The following is a 21,109-nucleotide window of genomic DNA, read 5'->3' on the forward strand; positions in this document are numbered from 1 at the left end:
TTGGAGTTTTTGTACGAGTACGGGCTATTTTTAGCAAAAGCTGTCACATTAGTCGCAGCTGTTATTTTAATTGTGTCGGCTATTGTTGGCGCGGCAAACAGGCAAAAACAGGGAAAAGGGCAACTGGAAATACTTTCACTTACAGAGCAGTTGAAAGACATTACCCACTACGCACGTTCAGTTTTATTGGATAAAGCCGCGTTGAAAAAACTGGCTAAACAACAGAAAAAAGACAATAAAGCGAAGAAGAAAGCGGGTCCAGAAGATGATTCGCCGCGCATGTTTGTCATCGACTTCAAAGGTTCCATGGATGCACATGAAGTGGAGCGTCTTCGCGAGGAAGTAACCGCTATTTTGTGTATTGCAGATAAACAGGATGAGGTGTTGGTACGTCTGGAAAGTGGCGGCGGTGTGGTTCACGGCTATGGTCTGGCCGCGTCACAACTACGACGAATTAAAGATAAAGGAATTAAGTTAACAATAGCAGTAGACAAAGTAGCTGCCAGCGGCGGCTATATGATGGCGTGTGTTGCTGACAAACTTTTGTCCGCCAGATTTGCCTACATCGGTTCAATCGGCGTATTGGCGCAGTTGCCTAACTTCAATAAACTGTTGAAGAAAAACGACATTGAATTTGAACAACATACTGCCGGCGAATACAAACGCACCTTAACCGTGTTTGGCGAAAACACGGATGAAGGCCGTGAGAAGTTTCGCGAAGAAATTGAAGATATTCACGTAATGTTTAAAGACTTTGTCAAAAGTCAGCGAGAGGAACTGGATATTGAGCGGGTGGCCACGGGCGAGTTTTGGCCAGGAGTCAAAGCAAAGGAACTTGGACTGGTAGATGAAATAATGACATCAGACGATTATATTCTTTCAGTTTATCCAGAAAGACACATCTACAGCGTTAAATACAGTGTTAAGAAGAACGTTGCCGAGAAGTTGGGAATGTCGTTTGCCAGTGTGGCAGAAAGAAGCATTATGCGTTTGTGGAGCCAGTCGAAGACCTGGTTTAACTAGTTGTACTATGGCGAAAGAGACCAAAGTTAGAATCTTGGATGCCGCTGAAGCCTTGTTTGCAGAACAAGGCTTTACTCAAACTTCCATGCGCACCATCACCACAAGAGCCGGAGTCAATCTGGCGTCGGTTAACTATCACTTCGGTAGTAAGAAAAACCTGATCCAAGCCGTGTTTAAGCGCTATTTTGACACACTTATGCCGCAGATTGATGGGGTACTAAACAAATTACCTGAAGAACATGGCGCGCCTGGCATTGAAAATTTACTGCATGCATTAATTCCGCCCATGATTACGCTCAGCAAGGTTCGGCCTAACGGAACCGAGACTTTTGTTCAGTTACTGGGGCGAGGCTACAATGAAACGCAAGGGCATTTACGGCGTTTTATTATGGCGGGTTACGGAAGTACAGTCACCACACTGGTACGCGCCATCCATGATCGCTTACCCGATGTACCTGACGCAGAATTGTTCTGGCGCCTGCACTTCGCCATGGGCAGTTTTGTTTTTTCAATGGCTTCGAGTAAAGCGCTAAAGGAAATTGCGGAATCGGATTTTAACGAACAGGTAGATATTGCAGATGTCATCGCTCATCTTGTACCTTTCGTATCTCAAGGGATAGCGGGAGCGGGCAACTCTTAACGTTTCCGCCGCTGATACGGGTTATGCTAGCTAGTGAATGTTCTTAATAGGGCCTTCATGCACGCATTCAGCTGTCTACAGGCCGTCCAGGAATAAATCAAATTAAGGGGTAAATATTGAGTATTACCAGAGAAAGCCTGCAAAAGGAGCTGGATCTGCTCCTAAAACCGTCGGAAGTAAAGGATTACTGTCCCAATGGGTTGCAGGTAGAAGGTAAATCAGAAATTCGCCATCTTGTTACAGGAGTGACAGCGTCTCAGGCACTGATTGATGCGGCTATTGAACAGCAGGCCGACGCTATCCTGGTACATCATGGATATTTCTGGAAAGGAGAATCTGGGGTGATCACCGGTATGAAAAGGAAACGAATAGCTGCGTTGTTAGCGCACGATATTAATCTGTTCGCCTATCATCTTCCCATTGATATTCATCCGCGCTTTGGAAACAATGCCCAATTAGGCGCGTTATTGGGGCTGGAACACGTGAAGACGCTCGCAGATGTTAAGCCGCAAGGTATTGTGTATTCCGGTGAATTGCCCACACCCATTAGTCAGGCGCAGCTAAAAGAGAGAATTAGCAACGTACTGAACCGTTCACCGCTGGTAGAAGGCGACAGATCCCGCAGCATTCGCACTGTTGCCTGGTGCAGTGGCGGAGGACAGGGCTTTATCGAGCAAGCTGCCGCCGCAGGTATGGACGCATTTATTAGCGGCGAGGTGTCCGAGCAGACTATACACATCGCCCGGGAAATGGATATTCATTTTTTTGCAGCAGGACATCATGCCACTGAGCGCTACGGCGTAAAAGCCGTGGGCGAGTATATTGCTGAAAAACTGAAAATTGATGTACGTTTTATTGATATTGACAACCCGGCCTGACAATGAAAATCACTGATCAGTACTTTGATGGTATTGCCGCCAAATTTGCTAAGAACATTTACGGCACCACGAAAGGTCGCCTTCGGCATATGCTTTTAATCGATGCCATGATGCCGTTTCTTGCCAATGGACCAAGCAAGATTCTGGACATCGGTGGTGGTACCGGAGTCATGACTAAAACACTAGCCGATTTAGGGCATCAGGTAACGTTAACTGATGCCTCCGAAGAGGTGCTAACGCTTGCCAGAGAAATGCTCGCTGATACTCCAGACGTTACCATTGTTCAACAAACCCTGGATCAAGCCGCCGATTTACATTCGTATGATTTCATTGTTTGCCATGCCGTGCTGGAATGGCTGGCTCGCCCGTTCGATGCCATTGATCTTATTTTTCAAAACATGGCGCCAGGTAAGTTGCTCAGTCTGAGCTTTTTTAATCGCGATGCGGCATTGTTTGGTAACGCGTTGTATGGGAACTTTGATTATATCAGCCGTGGAATGAAGGTAAAAAACCAGGTGCGGTTAAATCCAGATAATCCGCTGCGCCCCGCAGAAGTCATTCAGCACGCTGAAGGTACGGGCTTTTCTGTAGAATCGATTACCGGCATTCGCTGTTTTCATGATTATATGAAAGAGAAACCCAGCAGCGACGCTGTGTTTGATCAGTTGGTTGCGCTGGAACGGCAATATAACCAAACACCGCCGTATTGCTGGTTAGGTAAATATATTCACCTGATGTTGCGCAAATCCGCGGAAAGCTGAATAACAACTCTGAATAAGAGTCCTCCTATAGACTTCAAACGTCCTTTTAAATCAGCAGCTTAGACATAGCTTTCGATTGTTCTTAAGCTAATATTGGCTTGATGAAGAGATTTTTGCGCATAGCAAGGCGGAATTTCGTACGTCATAGCCGGCTATGTTAGAAAGCGCAACGATGCCAGGCGCAAAAAGAGCGTTATTGAGCGGCGCGGCAACGCTCGAGTGGGGGGGTAAATAGTACTATTAACGCAAAGTAATGAACGTGGCGGGTGCAGCGTTCCCCTGAATGAATTGTTGTATATTGTTCAGTGTGGTGTTGGCTATCTGGTATAGAGCTTCACGAGTAAAAAAACCTTGGTGACCGGTGATCAACACGTTGTGAAAAGTCGCCAGTCGCTCAAATACATCATCAAGGATAATATCGCTGGAATGATCGCGGAAAAATAACTCCGATTCCATTTCGTAAACGTCCAGTCCAAGATAACCAATCTTACGAGATTTAAGTCCAGCGATAATGGCTTGGGTATCCACCAGGGCGCCTCTGGACGTGTTAATCAACATCACGCCATTCTGCATTTTTTCTATCGCCTGCGCGCTTATCAGGTGATAACTGTTTTCGTTAAGAGGGCAATGCAGGCTGATTATTTGTGAGCGCTCCAGTAATGATTCGAAATTAACGTATTTGGCGCCTGCCTGTTCTAATGCCGATGACGGATAAGGATCGCAACACAATACCTCGCATCCGAAACCAAGTAAAATACGTGCCGTGGCCTGGCCGATGTGTCCCGTGCCGACAATGCCCGCTGTTTTACCATACATGTTGAAGCCCATCAGGCCGTTTAAATCAAAATTTCCTTCTTTTACCCGATTATAAGCTTTGTGCATCTTTCGGTTTAACGTCAGCATCATAGCAACCGCATGTTCAGCCACCGCTTGTGGTGCGTAAGCGGGAACATGAGATACAGCGATGTTACACGCTTTTGCAGCGGCGATGTCGACGTTGTTATAACCTGCGCATCGCAGCGCAATATGCCGAACTCCCATTGCTGCTAACTTTTTAATTATTTGGGCATTGGCATCATCATTAACAAACAGGCATACCACCTCGAACTGGCTGCACAACGCCACGGTATTTTCATCAAGTGGTGCGGCAACAAAATGAAAGTTGACACTAGTACCTCGCTGCACGGCGACAATTACTTCTTCATCATAAGGTTTGCTGCTGAAAACACCTACTTGAATCGTCATAAATTACCCTCAAAAATTAATGAGTTGGAAGCGCTAAAAGACGCTGAATATCTGCTTTTATGGCGTCGGGTTTTGTGGCAGGCGCGTAGCGTTTTACCACCTTACCCGAGGCATCAATCAAAAATTTGGTAAAATTCCACTTAATACGCGTAGTACCCAGAAAGCCACGGGCAGACCGTTTAAGGTGTTGAAAGAGAGGGTGGGCGTTCGCACCGTTTACCTCGATTTTTGTGTAAACGGGAAAGCTAACTCCGTAATTGAGTTCACAGAATTGCTTAATTTCAGCGTCTGATCCCGGCTCTTGATGACCGAACTGATCACACGGAAATGCAAGCACCACGAGTCCGGCATCTCTATACTCGTTATAAAGGTGTTCCAACCCCCCATACTGGTAAGTAAAGCCGCAGCGACTGGCTGTGTTTACAATTAACATAACGTTTCCAGCGTAATCCGACAGCGGTCTGACATCGCCGTTGTTAAGCGTAGCAGTGAAATTGTAAACTGAAGGCATGATGTTTCCTTTTCATCGGTTAGTGTTTGCAAAAAAAGATTTGTCCCTGGCATTCCCGCAGTAACACGTAGCAGTTAACTTTGTTACTATACGAGAAATTCCTGAGCATCTTCCATTCCAGTATAACTGGCAGAAAAATAAAGAGTATCTTATGACGATCCGAAAAGTAAGCTTTCTTGGGCTGGGCGTAATGGGCTATCCCATGGCTGGTCATTTGGCAAAGGCCGGTTATGACGTTACCGTTTATAACCGTACAACTGCAAAGGCTGAGCGATGGAAAGCTCAATTCGAAGGTCATCTTGCGCTCTCGCCGGCGCAAGCCTCTGAAGGAGCAGACCTGGTCTTTATGTGTGTAGGCAACGATCATGACGTGCACGAAGTTGCTACGCAGGCTATTTCTGCTATGCGTAATGGCAGCATTCTGGTCGATCATACGACGGCTTCTGCTGAAGTTGCCCGGGAACTTTACAAAACATGTAAAGATAGAAACATCGGCTTTTTGGACGCCCCGGTCTCCGGTGGACAAGCGGGTGCAGAAAACGGGCAATTAACGGTAATGGTAGGGGGAGACAGCGATGTATTCGCTAAAGCCAAACCGATAATAGATGTGTTTGCTCGACACAGCCAGTTATTGGGCGAAAGTGGCAGCGGCCAGCTCGCAAAAATGATGAACCAAATTTGTATTGCGGGCATTGTACAAGGGTTGGCTGAGGCTTTACATTTTGGTCAGCAGGCTGGTATTGATTGTAAGCAGGTGATTGAGGTGATCAGCAAAGGCGCTGCGCAATCCTGGCAAATGGAAAACCGCGCAGCGACTATGTTAGATGGCAAGTACGACTTCGGCTTTGCAGTCGACTGGATGCGCAAAGACCTGGCTATTGCTCTGGCAGAGGCACGCAGAAACGGATCGACTTTAGCGCTGACCGCCTTAGTCGACCAATATTACGCGGATGTTCAGAAAGCCGGAGGCAGCCGCTGGGATACGTCTAGCTTGCTGACGCGCCTGACACGATAACCTCTTCCTCCTTGTCTTGCGCTGCTGTTGAAGGTGGATCTGCTGGCGCCATATTAATGGTTCTGGCCTGCAGGAAAAAGGCTTCATCTTCCATGACCGCAGCGCGAAGCTGCGCCAGACGTTGCTGGTTACTGGCCGACAAATCTGTGGCAGTCAACTGGCTCACTAGTGTAGATACCGTAAACGTGCGATAAGCGGCGTGTCTTGATTCTATCATGCACTGCAACAAATTTAAGCCAAATGCGGAAGTCCCAGGCACTAAGGTAAAAGCCTGATAAAAACACAACATGGCTTTTATGTAGTCTTTTTGGACGAATAATCTGCTACCGCTATCGTTTAACTCTGCTGCTTGCTCGGTAGCCAATCCCATTTGGCGCTCTGTCGCGGTAAGCGTGTCATGATTAGAAATTTGTTCCGCCAAGCTTTCCATATCCTGGTTTCTTTCGTGGGCAAGAGTAAGTAATTCCCGCGCTTTGCTCATCCGCCCAATGGCGCTGTTCACTTTTGCGGCAGTAATTAATGTTGGCGTATCAGTGCGAATAAAGACCTCCATATATTCGCCGTTAAGTAGCTGTTCTACTTTATTTTGGTCGCCTTCGAGAACTGCAGAATATGCCAACAGGTAATCCCGTTTCTGAGTAAGCTGCTGGTCAGCCTTATTTCTTCCGGCTATGCCGATTAAGCGACGAGCCTGCAGCAGGCTCTCAGCCCGGTTTACAATGGGTTGCTGCTCGGCAATGTTTAAATAGAACTCTGCCAGGTCAAACGTAAATTCGTTAAAGCGGTCCCGCGCGCTGCGGTGATATTCCCGCTTCCTTTGAAGTAGCTCGATTCCTTCAACGCTGCGTTCCTGACGCTGATAGGTCATAGATTTTAGCCGCGACGCTGGTCCGCTAAGCTCGCTGACTTTTATATGATCCAAATAAAATTCGGCCTGAGCGTAAGCTTCTTGTTCGAAACACAGACAGGCCAGCCATTCGAATGCTTTATCTCTGGCAAGGCTCGACGATAGTAAATCGTTAAGCTGATCTTTGCAGTCCGCCCAGTTGCCCGCCACGTACTGACATTTAATTTTTCCCCACTGCGCCCACAGCACTTTCTCTGACTGTTGCAATACAGATTCGTAAAGCTTGCCAGCAAGCGTTACATTTCCGGCCTGATAATACAGGCGGGCCTGCAACTTAAGCACTTCGCTTTTTAGCTTTTCCGGAATAGTGTCGAGGCGGAGTTTTTCAATTTGTTCTATGGCTTCTTTCAAATTGCCAGTATCCATAGCATGCAGAACCTGACTGACATAACTACGATAGGCCAGATAATGTTTCATGCTTCGGCAAAGGGTAGCTATGTTGTAAGGCTTTATCAGCAACAGGTCTGGATGTACATCAATGATTTTACCAACAGTTTGGGGTAACCGGTCTGAGGTAATAAAGATGATGCCGGTACTTGGCTTGAGGAACTGGCTCTGACGAAGTGTCTGTACCCACTCAACCCCGGTTTTGCTTTGACCCAGATGATAATCAAAAATAATAATTTCGAAGTCCTGGCGGCGAAGCGCTGCTTTCAGCTCATTACCGTTACTAAAACTACTGATCTCGAAAAGGCCCATTGGTAACAGATTGCTGCGGATATTCGACCTGGCAGTGGCGTTGTCTTCAACGATGGCAACACGGTATATCATCGGTCCTACCTGTTAATGAAAAGCTATAGCCACAATCGGCCGTAAGTTCAGCATACCATGGCAAGCGAGTACGTCATCAATTGCCAGTTAATAAAGTATTTCAACTACCTATATTCCGCGCTAAATGGCGCCTGTTAAGTGTACTGTTTTTGCGCTTACATCGTGGTACTTTTCAGTAGTTAATCATGTCATATTAATAACGCCTGTGCTGCTTGTATCAACACTGCCTCGGTGTCGTATGGTGCCAATAAGTAAACAATACTGCAAAGACATCCCGGTTGTGGGTGAACTACTTCTGATAGAGCATACCGGTGACCGTCACAAATTATTTACAACTTGCTTACTCTGGGTTTTTTGTTTACGTTTACGTCAAGGTCAGGTTTGGTTAATGTTCAGCACTACGTGAAATATTCCTGTGAGGCGGCAATGCAAAAGGTTCCATTAATGATAAACGGCGAGCTGGTGCAATCAGCTACGTCTTCCTATATCGACGTCACTAATCCAGCAGACAATTCTGTTATTGCGAAAGCTCCCTGCGCGACGGTAAATGAAATTCAGCAGGCGATCAAAAGTGCAACACAAGCATTTGAAAGCTGGAAAAACGTACCAGTGACTGAACGCGCGCGGCTGATGATGCGTTACCAGGCTCTGTTGAAAGAGCATCATGATGAGCTGGCTACCATCTTGGCTTCTGAAACCGGCAAGACATTTGATGATGCCAAGGGCGATGTATGGCGAGGCATAGAAGTGGTTGAGCAGGCCATGAATGTTCCGTCACTGATGATGGGTGAAACAGCAGAAAATGTGGCCCGTGGTATCGATACCTATAGCTATATTCAACCGTTAGGCGTATGTGTGGGCATTACACCTTTTAATTTTCCGGCGATGATCCCGTTATGGATGTTTCCCCTGGCTATTGCTTGTGGAAATACTTTTATCCTTAAGCCTTCTGAGCAGGATCCTCTTACGCCAATGCGATTGGCAGAGCTATTCAAGGAAGCCGGGGCACCGGATGGCGTATTAAATGTTATCCACGGCGGCAAAGAGCAGGTTGAACCATTGCTGACAGATCCGGCAGTTAAGGCGGTATCGTTCGTTGGGTCCGTGCCGGTTGGGCAGCATATTTACCGTACTGCGACCTCGAATATGAAGCGTGCGCAGTGTTTTGCCGGAGCAAAAAATCACACCGTTGTTATGCCCGACGCCAATAAAGAACATGTACTGAATAATCTTGTGGGTGCTTCTGTTGGCGCAGCCGGACAGCGTTGTATGGCAATTTCTGTCGCCGTATTTGTCGGTGAAGCGCAATCCTGGATCCCCGAACTCGCCGAGCGCATTGCTACAGTCAAGCCTGGATTATGGGATGATAAAGACGCTGGCTTCGGTCCTCTGATCAGCCCTCAGGCAAAAGCGCGGGTCTTATCGTTGATTAAAGAAGGCAAAGAGCAAGGCGCTACTTGTCTGTTAGATGGTTCCGATTTTTCTGTTGCCGGGTACGAAAATGGGAACTGGGTCGGACCTACCGTATTTAGCGACGTCACCACAGACATGGATATATACAAAGAAGAAATCTTTGGGCCTGTGCTCTGCTGCATGGCGGTTGACACACTTGAAGACGCTCTTGCGCTGGTAAACAACAGTCCGTATGGCAATGGCACTTCAATTTTCACCAATAGCGGTCCGGCAGCAAGAAAATATCAGCGGGAAGTCACTGTGGGGCAGGTGGGAATTAATGTCCCTATTCCGGTTCCATTGCCGTTTTTCTCCTTTACTGGCTGGAAAAATTCTTTCTACGGCGATTTACACGCTTATGGCAAACAGGCCATTCGGTTTTATTCGGAAACCAAAACCATTACTTCTCGCTGGCTGGAAGGAGATATTCCAAGCGGGCCAAATCTCACAATTTCCATGGACTAGCTGCAAAAGGTAGCAAAATGAATTTTGAACTAACTGACGATCAACTGGCTTTTGCGCAAACGGCGAAACACTTTGCTGAACAGGAGCTTGCACCGTTTGCCGCGAAGTGGGACAAAGAACACCATTTTCCTATAGAGGCCATTCAGAAAGCTGGCGAACTGGGTTTTTGCGGGCTATATACTCCAGAAGATGCCGGAGGGCTAGGTCTGCCTCGTCTTGATTCATCTATCATTTTTGAGCAACTGGCCATGGGATGTACAACAACCACGGCCATGTTAACCATTCATAATATGGCAAGCTGGATGATAGCGACGTGGGGACAAGCTGAAGTTAAAGAGCGCTGGTGCGATTTACTTGTTACCGGCCAGAAACTTGCTTCTTACTGCCTTACCGAACCCGGAGCGGGATCTGATGCTGCAGCGCTACAAACTACGGCAAAGGCCGAGGATGGCGGGTATCGGTTGAACGGTTCAAAAGTATTTATTTCCGGAGCAGGCAGTACCGATGTATTGGTCGTTATGGCGCGTACGGGTGGTCCTGGTCCTGCTGGCGTTTCAGCCTTTGCCGTACCTGCTGACGCCGACGGCGTTATCTATGGTAAGCAGGAAGAAAAAATGGGCTGGAACGCTCAGCCAACGCGCATGATTACGTTTGAGAATGTTTTTCTCGAAAATACCTGGCGCTTAGGTGAAGAAGGGCAAGGCTTTAAGATGGCGATGCAGGGGCTGGATGGGGGGCGCATTAATATCGCGACCTGTTCCATTGGCACTGCACAACAGGCATTGAATACCGCGCGCAATTATATGCAGGAAAGGAAACAATTCGGCAAGCCCCTGGCTGCGTTTCAAGCGCTGCAGTTTAAGCTTGCTGACATGGCCACAGAACTGGTTGCTGCGCGGCAAATGGTGCGTCTGGCCGCTTTTAAACTAGATAATCAGGACGCTGATAGAACAACCTATTGCGCAATGGCCAAGCGTTTTGCTACCGACGTAGGGTTCAAAGTGTGTAATGACGCATTGCAATTGCACGGCGGGTACGGATATATCAAAGAATATCCGTTGGAGCGCTATGTCCGTGATGTACGTGTGCACCAAATCCTTGAAGGTACGAACGAAATAATGCGGGTGATTATTGGGCGGCGCCTTATTGCCGATGAACGTGAAATTTATTAATGCACAGGAGGGAACGTATGAGCCAGGTAGATGATTACGCCGCACCAGTGCTCGTCGATGAAATTGCTACCGCTTCGGGACATGTAATCGGACGGCTTACGCTGAATAAGCCCAAGGCGTTAAATGCGCTGGATTTAGAAATGGCCAAAGTCATGCTGGAAGCGCTAAAAACCTGGCAGGATAAAGCAGATGTGGTGGCGGTGTTCGTCGACAGCACCTTAGAAAAAGCATTTTGTGCCGGGGGGGATGTTGTTTCTATGTATAACGCTATGCGCGCTGAGCCAAGTGTCATTCCAGACTTTCTGCAAACGTTCTTTGCGGTGGAATATGAGCTTGATTACCTCATTCGTACTTACACTAAACCTGTAGTGGTGTGGGGCGCCGGTATTGTAATGGGCGGCGGCATGGGTCTGCTGTGCGGTGCCAGTCACCGAATTGTATCGCCCACTTCGCGATTAGCGATGCCCGAAATTTCTATTGGTCTTTATCCTGATGTGGGCGGCAGTTATTTTTTACCGCGACTGCCCAAAAAAGCAGGACTTTTCCTTGGTTTAACCGGCGCAAGTGTCAATGCCACCGATGCACTTGCTTTGGGTTTTGCTGATTATTTATGTGCCGATAAGGGAAAAGACGCACTGTTGACGGCGCTCGTGCAACAAAACTGGCAGCCAAGTCAGGCGCTCGACCAGCAGGCTACTGCAGTGATATCCAGCCAGGCTCCTGACAGTGATGTTTTACCCGAGGCTAATGTGAAGCGCCTTGAGCAGGATATTGAGAACATGTGCGGAGCATCTTCGGTATCTGCAATTGTGGAAAATATTCTGACGTTCGACAGCAGTGGTGACAAGTGGCTTAGTCGAGCGCAGCAAACGTTAAAAGCCGGCTCTCCCATTACTGCGCATCTGGTTTATCAGCAATACCTAAGAGGCATCAACATGTCTTTGGAAGCGTGCTTCCGTATGGAACTTATTATGTCTTGTCGTTGTGGTGAAATAGGTGAATTTCAGGAAGGTGTACGGGCGCTGTTGATTGATAAAGATCAGAAGCCGCACTGGCAGTTTGAGAGTGTAAAGAATGTACCAAAAGCCGTAGTGGAACGGTTTTTCACTTCGCCATGGGATGAAGATGCGCATCCGCTGGCTCGTTTGGGAGAACAATGTTGACAAAAATAGCTTTTATTGGCTTGGGTAACATGGGTGGCCCAATGGCCATCAATTTGGTCAAAAGCGGACAAGATGTCACTGTATTTGATTTAGTTGAGTCAGCGGTGGCAAGCGTTTGCAAAGAAGGAGCGAAGAAAGCTGATTCTGCCATACAGGCGGTTAAGGATGTGGACGTGGTGGTAAGCATGTTGCCAGCCGCCGCGCATGTTAAAGCGCTTTACCTGGGTGACAACGGGATCATTAATGCCTCTAAGCCTAACACATTGTTAATAGATTCCAGCACTATTGATGCCGATACCGCCAAACTGATAGGAGAAGCCGTTACCAGCACGGGACGCGCCTTTGTTGATGCACCGGTGTCCGGCGGTGTGGCAGGGGCAAAAGCAGGAACGCTTACCTTTATTATGGGCGGAGAGGTAGAAGCAGTTTCCCAAGCCACGCCAATTTTACAGTGTATGGGAAAAAACCTTTTTCATGCGGGTAGCACAGGGGCGGGGCAGATTGCCAAAATCTGCAACAACATGCTGCTTGCCGTTTTAATGTCAGGTACGTCGGAAGCCTTACAGTTAGCCATCGATAACGGATTAGATCCTAAAGTCATGTCAGACATAATGCTACAGAGTTCAGGGTGTAACTGGACATTGGAAAAATACAACCCTTGTCCCGGCGTAATGGAAGGCGTGCCCGCATCAAACAACTATCAGGGCGGATTCATGGTGAAGCTGATGAACAAAGACTTGTCTCTCGCAATGAACGCGGCCGCTGTAACCGGCTCGGCGACACCGATGGCTTCTGCTGCGCAAAATCTTTACAGGCTACATCAGAATCGCGGTAATGCAGACAAGGATTTCTCAAGTATATTTACGTTGTTTGAACGCAAGCCTTAATCGGCAAGCAGTGTGCGGTGCAGTTATTTCTCACGCTTGCCGAGAGCGTCAACTTAGCCAGTAATTGTTCACTGGCTTCGTTTCCCTGCTTTTCTCTGGTAGCATTCGGCGCATAAAATTATCAGAGGATCGTCACTATGTGGCAATGCCCCTTATGTCACTTACCGTTGGCAGCGGAAACCCAAACCTGGCACTGCGCCAATCATCATAGCTTTGATGTAGCAAAGGTCGGTTATGTCAACCTGCACCCTGTTCAACATAAAAATTCCCGCCAACCCGGCGATGATAAAAGCATGTTGCAGGCGCGCCGCGCGTTTCACGATAGTCACGGCTATGCACCTTTAATGGAAGCTATATCTCTTAAACTGGCAGAATTCGCCGCCGGCAAAAAGTATCTATCGTTGTTTGATGCTGGCTGTGGGGAAGGCAGTTATCTGGCCTACTGCCAACAGTATTTACAGCAACAGCAGGTCAGCGTTTCCTGTGCCGGATGTGACATTGCAAAGCCAGGAATTGAAATGGCCGCAAAGCGCTACAAAAACGCCCAGTTTGTGGTGGCCAATAGTTTTGCGTTACCCGTGCAGGATAAAACCCAGGATGCAATAGTGCAGGTTTTTGCGCCGGGTGATCCAAATGAATACCTTCGCGTTCTGAAAGACGATGGGGTACTGATAACAGTAGACCCGGGACCAAAACATCTGTGGGATCTTAAACAAAAAGTTTACGATACACCTCGAGAACATAATTCCCATACCCGTTCATTGGCAGGTTTCACACTATGTGATACGCAGCAAGTTTCCTTTGTTCTAGAATTCCGTACCCCAGAACAAAGAAACGGGCTGCTCGCTATGACGCCTTTTATCTGGAAACTCAGCGCAAATAGACTAGAGCAACTTCAACAAGCGCTGGATTCAGTTACAGCGGATTTTGTTATTAACGTATGGCAAAAAGGGAAGTCTACAGTTCCAGGGGCTGAAGAATGAAAAAGGCGCTGTTTCTTGATCGCGATGGTGTTATTAACATTGATAAAGGTTACGTAAGCCGTGTAAGCGATTTTATTTTTGTTGAAGGAATTTTTAAAGTTATTCAACGTTTTTGTGACAAAGGCATGTTCCCCGTTATTGTGACAAACCAGTCAGGTATCGGGCGAGGTATGTATTCAGAACAGGAATTCGCTGCATTATCTACCTGGATGCAAAAGCAGTTTCAGGCGCATCATTTACCCACTATTCCAGTCTATTTTTGCCCTCACCATCCGGTTGAAGGGAAAGGGCAATATAAGAAGCTGTGTAACTGTCGTAAACCCCACGCTGGCATGCTGCTTCAAGCGGCTGCGGATCATAACATCGACTTGACGCAATCATCGCTTATTGGCGACAGCTGGAGAGATATTGAAGCAGGTGAGAACGCCGGATTGAAACAGCTTTTCTACGTCAGTACTAATCCTTTACCTGCAACAGCCATATTTAACAGCAACATCAAGCAGGTAGCAACGGTGAAAGAAATTCTGTCGCTACCTGGGTGTGAAGTTTAGTTTTGGGTAGAGAATCGGGTGAGATGTTTTATCGCCCGGCTAAGTAAGTCAACATTTAGCGGCTCATTGCTGCGCTTGTTGGTATGAATATCAGTAATTTCGTAGCTGCCATTACTTAAAACGTCGATACGCTGATTTTGGTGGATTACAATCACCCGTTCCCCTGAAGTACTTACCAGCCAATTCTTTTGTGGTGCAAGCAGGTTTTGGCCGGTTGAATAAAATTGAGTAGGGGCAGCGCAACCCAGCGCATTTAATATCGTTGGCGCCAAATCTTCAGTGCTGGCTAAGTCACCTTGCACATCCAAATTGGTCATCAATTTGCCTCTGCTGTTATCGGATTCTGGATCAAAGCCGCTCGCCACAATCACATCGCTGTCAGCGAATCTGTCTGACGTGAGATAATCGGTAATTTTGGCCGCCGGTAAAAAGGCAATATGTAAACCACGGTGATTATTGCTAAGCGGTTGCTTGTAGCCGTCCAGCATCTTGGTAGGCAAATCTTCATCTACATGAATGGAAACCGGCATTCCCAACGCTACCGGCAATGCAAGCAGCACGGGGCGCTCATGGGCCAGCGAATCCTGATAAATTTCAGGTACACCAAACATGGTAGTCATCACCAATGCATCAAGTGTAGAAGCAGTGGTGAAATAGTTATTGATTTCCTGCAGCTCAAAAGATGATAAGTCGGGCAGTGTGCGGGTATCAGTTTGCACAACTAATACCAGATTACGCTTGCTATCAATGGAGCAGTACACGGGCTCAGTGGGATAGGTAATATGGTGAATATCCTGGTCGAATTGTAATTGTTTGCGCTCTTCGTAACGCACCAAATCCAGTAGACCGTAGCGCGACATTGTCGTTTTCGCCGTTGCTGGATAGGAAAGCGGGAACATATTGTCCTGCTTGATGATAGGCTGATACAACTGTGCATCTGCCCAAACATGTACCGCATGACTCGCGACAAAGCAGACGACGAAAAAAGAAGTCACCGGCGCTCCAATTTTATGCTGCTGAAAGCGTTCTACACGTTTCCATATCGCATTCGCCAGAATTAACTGAAAACCCAGCCACACGATAAACAGCAGTAACAAAAAACCCCACTGCTGGAAGCCGAAGTGGCTGATTTGGGTTTGCGCTTCATTGCGCAGCAAGTCTGCAGAATTAAGACTGATATGAAATCCGGTTTTATTAAAGAGTAAAGCATCGAAGGCGAGTAAAGCTAATCCTACCGCTGCGATGATAGATGCTGATGCTTTAATTGCTTTGGCGTTAGAGACTGCATAGCACAGCGGCAATACAAAAATGACAAAGCCAAAGAAGGTCATAAAACCAATATGACCGAACCAGTTAGAAAACAGGTATAGCGTACCTAGCACAGTTCCTGGCGCAGGGGATGAAAAAATAAAGATGGAGGCAATGATAAGCGCAATGGCGATGTTCACCAGCGCAAACCAGTGACCCCAATTAACCAGCTTGGTCACTCGCTGGCGGCGGGGAGATTCAGCTAAAATCATAATCTGGTTGGTTATCCCTTAACACTTTTGGCAAGTACGTTGGCAAATTGCTCGGCCATGGCTTTACGATTTTTTGCAGGTACCTGAGTATTCAGAATATGGGTAATGACATTACCCAGTACCATAAGAGAAAGGTCCCGATCCGCGCTGTTTTCTTCCAGCGTGAATATAACTTTGTTCATTAGCGCTTCAAATTCGGTATCGTTGTAACGGCTTTGTTGGGGCATTGTGACGCCTCTTTTAGTGATTTCTTTAATAAAAAGAATGGAATTACAAATAAAATGATTATAATCGTTGTTTGAGTGATAACAATCATTCATTCGCAAAACCCGCGAATCCTCGAAAATTTTCTTACTTTTACTCTACAGGACACTACTAATCGCTATGAGTGCACTGATTCATCATTTTGTTGTTCATCGTCTGATTGTGAATGATGAAAATAAAATCCAGGCAGTTCCGAGAGATAAATGTCTGCCAGTTACGTCAGAAATTGAACAATTGGCGCATCAGATTAATCACAGTTTCAATACCAAACCTGGCAAAGGTGTGGGGCATTTTGCTTCTCAGACTCAGAGTGAAGATGCCGATGAAGTTGAATCAGCTGCTGCAGATGGCAGCGCTTTTGCCAGCAATCTAGCGTTATATTTGCAAGCCCAAAAAGAAAATCGGGACGATTTGGAAACCGTTTTTCTGGATTTTTCTCTGTCGGCTACCAAGCAGCTAATTAAGGCTTTGGCCGATACGGGGACAGTGGAAACCGGATTTCTTATTTTTTGCCAATACGAGTTTCTTGCTACACAATATCTCATGATTACATTGCTAAATACCCGTTCTCACGTTGAAGTGAACCAGGCACTGGAACTTACAGCCCGAGAGCACCTGGATCTGGCGAAGATGCAATTAGCGGTACGTATAGATTTAACGCAGTTAACCGTACAACCAGAGCAGCAGCGTTACATTAGCTTTATCAAGGGACGTATGGGTCGAAAAGTCTCCGACTTCTTTATGCAGTTTATCGGCTGTGAAGAACTTGTTGATATAAAACAGCAAAATAAGCAGCTGATTTCTTCTGTTGATGCCTATCTTGCCAGCGAAAATCTAAACGCGGAAGAGCAACAGCATCATCGCGAAGAGGTGAAGAGCTATTTTAAAGAAAAAATCGATAGCGGTGAGAGTTTATCTGTAAGCGAATTGTCCGGTAGATTGCCTTCTCACGAAGAAGGAGAACGGAACTTTGTTGCTTATACTCAAACACTGGAAACGCCGCTGGAGCAAGATATTCAACCTGATCCTGCGGCGCTAAGGCAGCTGGCAAAATTCAGCGGGCAGGGCGGAGGCGTGTCGTTAAGCTTCGAACGTAAGTTATTAGGTGACAGAATAATCTATGATCCGGCCAGTGATACCTTAACTATCAAAGGTATCCCGCCAAATCTTAAAGATCAGCTTAAACGCCAGTCCGGCTCACACTAACGGTGTTTTCTGGCAAGAATTTGTCGAATAAATACACGTTGTAATACACATTAAAAGGGTGTTATGCAATTATTTGTAAATGATTTAACCGTGATGGATTTCTCTTATCTTTGTCCTAAAAGAGGAATGGTAGGAGAAAGCTGGATTGTGGATGTTATTTTAGATGGCGATCTGAATGACGAAAGCATGATTCAGGATTTCGGAAAGGTAAAAAAGAATTTAAAGCGATTGATTGATGATTATGTCGATCACAAACTTGCTGTACCCGCAGAATATGTGAACGCAGACGTTATTCATAATGAAGAAAATGATCAGGTAGAGGTGCGGTTTACCTGTGATGATGAAAGACAAATACAGCTGTATTGTCCGGCGGACGCCTACGCCTTTATTTATTCCGATAGCGTAACAATGGATTCCGTTGGACGGTATCTGCGGGAGGTCATCGCAACGCATCTTCCAGAGAACGTGGATAACATTGAATTAAAACTGCGAACGGAAGTGATTGACACGCCATTTTATCACTACACTCATGGGCTGAAAAAACACGATGGCAACTGTCAGCGGATTGCTCATGGTCATCGCTCTAAAATTGATATTATTATTGATAAACAGCCATGCCTGGAGAGTCAGAAGTATTGGGCTGAACGCTGGCAAGACATATATATTGGCACAACTGAAGATGCTATTTCATTCAGTGACCGCCAGGGCGCAGGCAAAGTACCGAAGGAAGACGAATATTACTGCTTTGCCTACGAAGCGTCGCAAGGGTACTTTGAAATTGTCATACCTAAATCGGATTGTGAAGTTATTGATACCGATTCCACTGTTGAATGTTTGGCGAAGTATATTTTTACTCAGCAGAAAATGCGCTCGTCAAAAGGTTCTCTTCAGGTCGTTGCCTATGAAGGTGTAGGCAAGGGCGCAATTGTGACAGAATAAATATCACACCTAGATTTATGGAGACAGCCATGGGTTGGAACAATCTTGTTTGGATAACGGGATTATTTTGTTTATTCATCAGTCACCATTGTGCAGGCGGCAGTTCTGACGCCCTTGTGTTGAACGGAAAGCTGACGCAGGGCAGTTTAATTCGGGCGCAGTTACCTGCTGGTAGTTCAGTGCAGCTGAATGGAAAACCAGTAGAAATGAATAATCAGGGTAAGTTTGTTTTTGGCTTTGAGCGTGAAGCTGATTTATCTCATACACTTAGCTGGACATTGCCAGATGGCTCTGAAGGCAAAAGGGAAATTACGTTAACGAAACGGGATTACGACATTCAGCGCATTGATGGGCTTAAATCTACTATGGTTACGCCGCCAGATTCCGTCACCGCTCGTATTCGCAGTGACAGCGCTCGTGTGGCTAGTGCGCGTTCAAAAAAATCGGCTGAGGATGGCGTTTTTTCCGGCTTTATCTGGCCAGCGGAAGGGCCGATCAGCGGAGTATACGGTAGTCAGAGGATCCTAAACGGTGAGCCAAAGTGGCCGCATTATGGCGTGGATGTCGCAGGTCCTAAAGGTGCTTCAGTCGTTGCGCCAGCAGCAGGTGTTATTACCTTAGCCGAAGATCTCTATTATTCCGGCAACACCATTATTCTTGATCATGGAATGGGCGTGTTTTCGACATTTTTACATCTGGATACTATGGCAGTAAAAGTAGGAGATGTACTTGATCAAGGGGCGTCAATCGGCACAATTGGAGAAACGGGCCGCGCAACTGGCCCGCATCTGGATTGGCGTATTAATTTAGGAACCCAGCGTCTGGATCCCGCCTTGCTGGTACCTGACAAATAATCGTAGCCGATTGAACGCTACCAGCTAAAGCCCTAGCCATTTTTGCACTTTTGTTTTGTCATAAATGGTGAGGTAGCATACATCTTTGTGAGCAGCCCGAACGGGAAGCGAAAGCGTAATTAATCGTCCTTCCCGTAATACACTTAACGATAAAGCCGGTTTGTCAGTGGCTTCCAGTAAACGGTGTAGTAACCCGTCGGTAGCCTGCCATCCTTCCAGCGCAATGATGCGGTCATTGACTTGCAATCCGGCTTCACTGGCTGCAAGGCCCTCTTTTACCTGCGTTACCGTTACCCCGGTTTCAGCCGCTTTTAATGTTGCGCCCAGCTGGCGTTTTGGCGCAGAGGCATTCGGCGGCGTTCCTCCTTTGTCCGACGCGCCTTGTTTCACTCGATAATGTAAGCTTACACCAACTGACGGTAACCAGTTTTCGAGCGGAACATCGTCGGTGCCATAGGTCACTTTCTCTAGGTAGCCGCTAACATCAATATCAAAGTGCTCGCGGCATATGTCTGCAATAATCTCATCTGGTGTACCAGATTCATCTTTGCCATATTGATCCCACAGGATTTGCATAACCGAATCAAGTGAATACTGACCTTTTGATTCCTGTCTCAGCAGAAGATCCAAACCCAACGCGATAATGCCGCCTTTCAAATAGTAACTTACAATGTGATTGACGCTACTGGCATCCTGCTTGTAAAAGCGCGTCCAGGCGTCGAAGCTGGAAGCAGCCGCACTTTGTTTAAGGCGTCCGGGGGTTTGTTGTAAACGGGTAAGATTCTGGCCGAGGATTTCCAGGTATTTTTCCGGCGAAATGGTACCTACCCGTACCAGCGCCAGGTCGTCATAGAAGCTAGTGAAGCCTTCATATATCCATAGCTGGTCAGTGTATACTTCTGCAGAAAGATCTGGCGTCACCATGACATCCGGTTTAATTCGTTTTACATGCCAGGTGTGAAACAATTCATGGCTGCATAAACTTAAAAAGGTAATGTAGCCGTCAGTTTTATTTGAACTTTCTCCTACTTGTGGCAAGTCAAAGCGCGGATAGAGCAGGGCAGTGGAGCTACGGTGCTCAAGCCCTCCAAAACCGGTGTCGCTGAGCAAAGTTATAAACAGATACCGCGATATTGGCGCTGGCTTGGAAAACAGCTTCAGATGGTGAGCGCAGATGGGCTTCAGATCTTCGCCAATTCTTGCCAGATCGGTGCCCGTGCTGCCGCTGAATAACAGTACAAATTCTACACCGTCAACGGTTATTGATGTCGTGGTACAGTTACCTATAAATACAGGATGATCGATGGCTTCGTCATAATCTTCGCATGTATAGCAGTAATGTCCCTGGGAATTCGACGGCGCCTCGGTCATGGCGGTATATACCTGCCAGTCAGGCTGGTTTTGCGGAGGCCGTATTGCAACCTCGCAACGCAAATCGGTATGGCCGTCTACTGCAAGAAAAAGACTGGTGCCGTTAAAAAACCCGTATTCGTCACTCAGGTAAGCCGAGCGTACTGATAAATCAAACGCGTAAACCTGATAAGTCACTGTCACTGCCTGACTGTCTGATTTTACCTGCCAGCGCTGCTTATCCAGTTTTACCACCTCCAGCGCTTCTTCATTCTCTCCAACTGCTGAAAGAGCGACGACGTTTCTGGCAAATTCACGAATCATATAACTGCCAGGGATCCAGGAGGGTACGCTAAGTACGAGAGAAGAATCTGGCAACGCAGGAATTGCCATGGTTATGCCAAAAAGATGATCGGCCTGAGAAATTACACTCACGGAATAAGAAACAGAAGACATTTCAGTAGTCATAAAGGAATCACGTATACAGAACATGCCACTATGATGCATGACCAACAACACTTTGTCAGTATAAGAAAAGTATGCTTATATAAA

At 46.8% G+C, this 21,109-nt stretch carries 20 protein-coding genes; 14 read left to right on the forward strand and 6 right to left on the reverse strand.

What is annotated here, in order from left to right; translation table 11 throughout:
* The 4 genes from sohB to CA267_RS18205 all read left to right on the forward strand — a co-directional run bounded on the left by sohB (nucleotide 1) and on the right by CA267_RS18205 (nucleotide 3,302).
* Entirely contained in the window at nucleotides 1–1,023 is a 1,023-nt protein-coding gene (gene sohB, locus CA267_RS18190) for a protease SohB (protein WP_075609471.1), read from the forward strand.
* A 7-nt stretch (nucleotides 1,024–1,030) separates the two neighbouring features.
* Entirely contained in the window at nucleotides 1,031–1,663 is a 633-nt protein-coding gene (locus CA267_RS18195; protein WP_075609470.1) for a TetR/AcrR family transcriptional regulator, read from the forward strand.
* A gap of 116 nt (nucleotides 1,664–1,779) precedes the next feature.
* Nucleotides 1,780–2,541: a Nif3-like dinuclear metal center hexameric protein gene (locus CA267_RS18200; RefSeq protein ID WP_075609469.1), complete on the forward strand. Its 762-nt coding sequence runs from the start codon at nucleotides 1,780–1,782 to the stop codon at nucleotides 2,539–2,541.
* 2 nt (nucleotides 2,542–2,543) lie between these two features.
* On the forward strand, nucleotides 2,544–3,302 hold the full coding sequence (locus CA267_RS18205) for a methyltransferase (RefSeq protein ID WP_075609468.1): 759 nt from the start codon (nucleotides 2,544–2,546) through the stop codon (nucleotides 3,300–3,302).
* Between the two features lie 240 nt (nucleotides 3,303–3,542).
* Here the strand turns inward: CA267_RS18205 and CA267_RS18210 are convergent, their stop codons facing one another.
* Nucleotides 3,543–4,547, reverse strand: coding sequence for a 2-hydroxyacid dehydrogenase (locus CA267_RS18210; RefSeq protein WP_075609467.1), 1,005 nt, complete (start codon nucleotides 4,545–4,547; stop codon nucleotides 3,543–3,545).
* Nucleotides 4,548–4,563: 16 nt separating this feature from the next.
* Nucleotides 4,564–5,058, reverse strand: coding sequence for a glutathione peroxidase (locus CA267_RS18215; RefSeq protein WP_075609466.1), 495 nt, complete (start codon nucleotides 5,056–5,058; stop codon nucleotides 4,564–4,566).
* A 97-nt stretch (nucleotides 5,059–5,155) separates the two neighbouring features.
* Between CA267_RS18215 and CA267_RS18220 the strand changes: the two genes are divergently transcribed.
* Nucleotides 5,156–6,073, forward strand: coding sequence for an NAD(P)-dependent oxidoreductase (locus CA267_RS18220; RefSeq protein ID WP_269748484.1), 918 nt, complete (start codon nucleotides 5,156–5,158; stop codon nucleotides 6,071–6,073).
* Here CA267_RS18220 and CA267_RS18225 read toward each other — a convergent pair.
* Entirely contained in the window at nucleotides 6,045–7,751 is a 1,707-nt protein-coding gene (locus CA267_RS18225) for a response regulator (RefSeq protein ID WP_075609464.1), read from the reverse strand. The genes CA267_RS18220 and CA267_RS18225 overlap by 29 nt on opposite strands.
* Nucleotides 7,752–8,177: 426 nt before the next feature.
* Here CA267_RS18225 and CA267_RS18230 point away from each other — a divergent pair, with 426 nt between their 5' ends.
* The 6 genes from CA267_RS18230 (at nucleotide 8,178) to CA267_RS18255 (ending at nucleotide 14,424) form a co-directional block, all read left to right on the forward strand.
* Nucleotides 8,178–9,668 (forward strand): CoA-acylating methylmalonate-semialdehyde dehydrogenase, encoded by a 1,491-nt coding sequence (locus CA267_RS18230; protein ID WP_075609463.1) that lies wholly within the window; start codon nucleotides 8,178–8,180, stop codon nucleotides 9,666–9,668.
* A 17-nt stretch (nucleotides 9,669–9,685) separates the two neighbouring features.
* Nucleotides 9,686–10,840 (forward strand): acyl-CoA dehydrogenase family protein, encoded by a 1,155-nt coding sequence (locus CA267_RS18235; RefSeq protein WP_075609462.1) that lies wholly within the window; start codon nucleotides 9,686–9,688, stop codon nucleotides 10,838–10,840.
* A gap of 17 nt (nucleotides 10,841–10,857) precedes the next feature.
* On the forward strand, nucleotides 10,858–12,003 hold the full coding sequence (locus CA267_RS18240) for an enoyl-CoA hydratase/isomerase family protein (protein WP_075609461.1): 1,146 nt from the start codon (nucleotides 10,858–10,860) through the stop codon (nucleotides 12,001–12,003).
* A complete protein-coding gene (gene mmsB / locus CA267_RS18245) occupies nucleotides 11,997–12,890 on the forward strand; it encodes a 3-hydroxyisobutyrate dehydrogenase (protein WP_075609460.1) in 894 nt (297 codons plus the stop codon). Before CA267_RS18240 ends, mmsB begins: the two co-directional genes overlap by 7 nt.
* Nucleotides 12,891–13,027: 137 nt before the next feature.
* Nucleotides 13,028–13,873: a putative RNA methyltransferase gene (locus CA267_RS18250; RefSeq protein WP_075609459.1), complete on the forward strand. Its 846-nt coding sequence runs from the start codon at nucleotides 13,028–13,030 to the stop codon at nucleotides 13,871–13,873.
* A complete protein-coding gene (locus CA267_RS18255) occupies nucleotides 13,870–14,424 on the forward strand; it encodes a D-glycero-alpha-D-manno-heptose-1,7-bisphosphate 7-phosphatase (RefSeq protein ID WP_075609458.1) in 555 nt (184 codons plus the stop codon). Before CA267_RS18250 ends, CA267_RS18255 begins: the two co-directional genes overlap by 4 nt.
* Here the strand turns inward: CA267_RS18255 and CA267_RS18260 are convergent.
* Nucleotides 14,421–15,944: a DUF3413 domain-containing protein gene (locus tag CA267_RS18260; protein WP_097349135.1), complete on the reverse strand. Its 1,524-nt coding sequence runs from the start codon at nucleotides 15,942–15,944 to the stop codon at nucleotides 14,421–14,423. The two genes, CA267_RS18255 and CA267_RS18260, sit on opposite strands and share 4 nt — an antisense overlap.
* A gap of 11 nt (nucleotides 15,945–15,955) precedes the next feature.
* Nucleotides 15,956–16,171: a YejL family protein gene (locus tag CA267_RS18265; RefSeq protein WP_075610071.1), complete on the reverse strand. Its 216-nt coding sequence runs from the start codon at nucleotides 16,169–16,171 to the stop codon at nucleotides 15,956–15,958.
* Nucleotides 16,172–16,328: 157 nt separating this feature from the next.
* On the opposite strand from CA267_RS18265, the gene yejK reads away from it, so the two are divergent.
* The 3 genes from yejK (at nucleotide 16,329) to CA267_RS18280 (ending at nucleotide 19,207) form a co-directional block, all read left to right on the forward strand.
* On the forward strand, nucleotides 16,329–17,414 hold the full coding sequence (gene yejK / locus CA267_RS18270) for a nucleoid-associated protein YejK (RefSeq protein ID WP_075609457.1): 1,086 nt from the start codon (nucleotides 16,329–16,331) through the stop codon (nucleotides 17,412–17,414).
* A 63-nt stretch (nucleotides 17,415–17,477) separates the two neighbouring features.
* Nucleotides 17,478–18,353: a 6-carboxytetrahydropterin synthase gene (locus CA267_RS18275; RefSeq protein ID WP_075609456.1), complete on the forward strand. Its 876-nt coding sequence runs from the start codon at nucleotides 17,478–17,480 to the stop codon at nucleotides 18,351–18,353.
* 29 nt (nucleotides 18,354–18,382) lie between these two features.
* Nucleotides 18,383–19,207 carry a M23 family metallopeptidase gene (locus tag CA267_RS18280; protein WP_083638448.1) on the forward strand — a complete coding sequence of 275 codons (825 nt, stop codon included), beginning with the start codon at nucleotides 18,383–18,385 and terminating at the stop codon, nucleotides 19,205–19,207.
* A gap of 24 nt (nucleotides 19,208–19,231) precedes the next feature.
* Here the strand turns inward: CA267_RS18280 and CA267_RS18285 are convergent, their stop codons facing one another.
* The gene (locus tag CA267_RS18285) at nucleotides 19,232–21,025 is read right to left on the reverse strand and encodes a M61 family metallopeptidase (RefSeq protein WP_075610069.1); all 1,794 of its coding nucleotides are present in this window, start codon (nucleotides 21,023–21,025) and stop codon (nucleotides 19,232–19,234) included.
* Between the last annotated feature and the right edge of the window lie 84 nt (nucleotides 21,026–21,109).

Source organism: Alteromonas pelagimontana, from assembly GCF_002499975.2.
GTDB lineage: Bacteria > Pseudomonadota > Gammaproteobacteria > Enterobacterales > Alteromonadaceae > Alteromonas > Alteromonas pelagimontana.

Bases quoted from the DNA above. Each gene is read 5' to 3' on its own strand.
- CA267_RS18195 (WP_075609470.1), top strand. From the start codon at position 1,031: ATGGCGAAAGAGACCAAAGTTAGAATCTTGGATGCCGCTGAAGCCTTG.
- CA267_RS18205 (WP_075609468.1), top strand. From the start codon at position 2,544: ATGAAAATCACTGATCAGTACTTTGATGGTATTGCCGCCAAATTTGCT.
- CA267_RS18210 (WP_075609467.1), bottom strand. From the start codon at position 4,547: ATGACGATTCAAGTAGGTGTTTTCAGCAGCAAACCTTATGATGAAGAA.
- CA267_RS18215 (WP_075609466.1), bottom strand. From the start codon at position 5,058: ATGCCTTCAGTTTACAATTTCACTGCTACGCTTAACAACGGCGATGTC.
- CA267_RS18225 (WP_075609464.1), bottom strand. From the start codon at position 7,751: ATGATATACCGTGTTGCCATCGTTGAAGACAACGCCACTGCCAGGTCG.
- CA267_RS18230 (WP_075609463.1), top strand. From the start codon at position 8,178: ATGCAAAAGGTTCCATTAATGATAAACGGCGAGCTGGTGCAATCAGCT.
- CA267_RS18235 (WP_075609462.1), top strand. From the start codon at position 9,686: ATGAATTTTGAACTAACTGACGATCAACTGGCTTTTGCGCAAACGGCG.
- CA267_RS18240 (WP_075609461.1), top strand. From the start codon at position 10,858: ATGAGCCAGGTAGATGATTACGCCGCACCAGTGCTCGTCGATGAAATT.
- mmsB (WP_075609460.1), top strand. From the start codon at position 11,997: ATGTTGACAAAAATAGCTTTTATTGGCTTGGGTAACATGGGTGGCCCA.
- CA267_RS18250 (WP_075609459.1), top strand. From the start codon at position 13,028: ATGTGGCAATGCCCCTTATGTCACTTACCGTTGGCAGCGGAAACCCAA.
- CA267_RS18255 (WP_075609458.1), top strand. From the start codon at position 13,870: ATGAAAAAGGCGCTGTTTCTTGATCGCGATGGTGTTATTAACATTGAT.
- CA267_RS18260 (WP_097349135.1), bottom strand. From the start codon at position 15,944: ATGATTTTAGCTGAATCTCCCCGCCGCCAGCGAGTGACCAAGCTGGTT.
- CA267_RS18265 (WP_075610071.1), bottom strand. From the start codon at position 16,171: ATGCCCCAACAAAGCCGTTACAACGATACCGAATTTGAAGCGCTAATG.
- yejK (WP_075609457.1), top strand. From the start codon at position 16,329: ATGAGTGCACTGATTCATCATTTTGTTGTTCATCGTCTGATTGTGAAT.
- CA267_RS18275 (WP_075609456.1), top strand. From the start codon at position 17,478: ATGCAATTATTTGTAAATGATTTAACCGTGATGGATTTCTCTTATCTT.
- CA267_RS18280 (WP_083638448.1), top strand. From the start codon at position 18,383: ATGGGTTGGAACAATCTTGTTTGGATAACGGGATTATTTTGTTTATTC.
- CA267_RS18285 (WP_075610069.1), bottom strand. From the start codon at position 21,025: ATGACTACTGAAATGTCTTCTGTTTCTTATTCCGTGAGTGTAATTTCT.